This window comes from Streptomyces sp. BR123 (assembly GCF_013401435.1).
Taxonomy (GTDB): domain Bacteria; phylum Actinomycetota; class Actinomycetes; order Streptomycetales; family Streptomycetaceae; genus Streptomyces.
Genome location: NZ_JACBGN010000542.1, coordinates 1 through 2,230, shown reverse-complemented (window position 1 = coordinate 2,230; position 2,230 = coordinate 1). Strand labels below are relative to the sequence as shown.

2 protein-coding genes are annotated in these 2,230 nt (G+C 72.9%); both read left to right on the top strand.

The genetic code is table 11. The features are described 5' to 3' along the window. The first annotated feature begins 75 nt into the window (after positions 1–75). Positions 76–843, top strand: a complete 768-nt coding sequence (locus HYE82_RS36075; protein ID WP_179178445.1) for a dioxygenase — start codon at positions 76–78, stop codon at positions 841–843. Positions 844–1,226: 383 nt separating this feature from the next. Further along, entirely contained in the window at positions 1,227–2,204 is a 978-nt protein-coding gene (locus HYE82_RS36070; RefSeq protein ID WP_179178444.1) for an RNA polymerase sigma factor RpoD/SigA, read from the top strand. The last annotated feature ends 26 nt before the right edge of the window (positions 2,205–2,230 follow it).

Sequence of the window (2,230 nt, the reverse complement as noted above, 5' to 3'; positions counted from 1 at the left end):
CCCCCGCCCCCGCACCCGGCCGCAGCCGCAGCCGCAGCCGCAGCCGCAGCCGCAGACACCGACTCCCCGGCCCGCATGCCCGCGCTCTACCTGAGCCACGGCGCACCCCCGCTCGCGGACGACCCGGTCTGGCCCGCCGAACTCGCCGCCTGGTCCGCCGCCCTGCCCCGCCCCCGGGCGGTCCTCATGGTCTCCGCGCACTGGGAGGAAGCCCCGCTGGCCCTCGGCGCCACCGGGCGCGCACCGCTCGTGTACGACTTCTGGGGCTTCCCCGAGCACTACTACCGGGTCCGCTACGACGCCCCGGGCGCCCCGGACCTCGCCGCCGCCGTACGGGCACTGCTGCGCGCCCCCGGCACCCCCGTCCAGGACATCCCGGACCGCGGCCTCGACCACGGGGCGTACGTCCCGCTCGTGGAGATGTACCCGGGCGCCGACATCCCGGTGCTCCAGATCTCCCTGCCCACGCTCGACCCGCGGCGCCTGATGGGCATCGGCCGCAAGCTGGCACCCCTGCGCGACGAGGGCGTCCTGATCGTGGGCAGCGGCTTCTTCACCCACAACCTGGCCGCCCTGCGCCACACCGGGCCCGGGGTGCCGGCCTGGTCGGCGGAGTTCGACGCCTGGGGCCGCGAGGCGCTGGACGCCTCCGACGTCGACGCCCTGCTCGACTTCGAGGCCAAGGCCCCGGCGGGCCGCCTCGCCCACCCGCGTACGGAGCACTTCGCCCCGCTCTTCGTCACCCTCGGTGCGGCCGACGCCGCGGGCGACCTGGGCCGCCGGACGGACGCGGTGGACGGCTTCTGGATGGGGCTGTCGAAGCGCTCGGTCCAGTTCGGGTGAAGCCGCCCGGAGGCCGGTCCGCGCAACCAGGAGCCGCCGGGAGTCGTCTTCCGGGGCAGGAGCGCTTCCGCCACCCGTGTGACGGCAGCCACACGGGTGCTGCGCCGGCCCCGGTCCGCGCGCGGCCGACGAGGGCCTACCGGCCCCTCCGCGCCTGGTCTGACCTGCGACTCCTCGCCCTCGGCGGAGTCGGCGACGCCGCCTTTTCGGGGCGCGGCGGGGCAGGATACTGCAAGATCGTGAAAAAGAGAGACGGTGTGGGAATTCTGTCCCGATTCCAGCCGTTGTCTCCCTAGGAAGCGGGCACTCGGGAGAGTGTCCGGGGACGCAGAGCCGCGTTCCAGCAGCCGCACCGCGACCTCACACATTGCAAGGGAGCACGCATGGCAACCCGCGCCGTCGCCCGCCACCAGTCCGAGGGCAGCGCCCGCGCTGCCGGCGGGGAGATCGCCGACCGCGACCTGGTCGGCATGTACCTGGACGAGATCGCGCGCACTCCGCTGCTCGATGCGGCCAAGGAAGTGGAACTGTCCCAGATCATCGAGGCGGGCATCTACGCCCGGCAGATCCTCGACGGCGAGGTGGAGCGCGAAGGGGACGCTCCCGACCGCGAGGAGCTGGAGGTCCTGGCCGCTCAGGGGGAGCGCGCCAAGGAGACGTTCATCCGCTCCAACCTGCGTCTCGTCGTGGCCGTCGCCCGCCGCTACCCGCGCAGCGGCCTGCCCCTGCTCGACCTGATCCAGGAGGGCAACGCGGGCCTGGTCCGCGCGGTGGAGAAGTTCGACTACACCAAGGGCTTCAAGTTCTCCACGTACGCGACGTGGTGGATCCGCCAGGCCATCACCCGGTCCATCGCCGACCAGTCCCGCACCATCCGCCTCCCCGTCCACCTCGTCGAGGAGCTCGGCCGGATCCGCCGCGTCCAGCGGGAGTTCAACCGCGAGAACGGCCGGGAACCCGAACACGCGGAGATAGCCGCCGAGCTGGACTCGACCGAGCAGCGCGTGAGCGACGTACTGGACTGGGCCCGGGACCCGGTCAGCCTGAACATGTCCGTGGACGACGAGGGCGAGACGCAGTTCGGCGACCTCCTGGAGGACACCTCGGCGATCTCCCCGGAGCAGTCCGTCCTCTCCCTGCTGCGCAGCGAGGAACTGGAGGACCTGCTGGCCAAGCTCGATCAGCGCACGGCGTCGATCATCAAGATGCGGTACGGCATCGACGACGGCCGGGAGCGGACGCTGACGGAGGTCGGCAAGCAGCACGGCCTGACCCGCGAGCGGATCCGCCAGATCGAGAAGCACGCACTGCTGGAGCTGAAGCGCATGGCGCGCGACACCGGCTTCGACGCAGTGGCCTGACGGCCCGGGCCCGCCCGGCCCGCCGC

Excerpts from the sequence above, each read along its gene's own strand:
- HYE82_RS36070 (WP_179178444.1), top strand. The coding sequence starts at position 1,227 with ATGGCAACCCGCGCCGTCGCCCGCCACCAGTCCGAGGGCAGCGCCCGC.
- HYE82_RS36075 (WP_179178445.1), top strand. The coding sequence starts at position 76 with ATGCCCGCGCTCTACCTGAGCCACGGCGCACCCCCGCTCGCGGACGAC.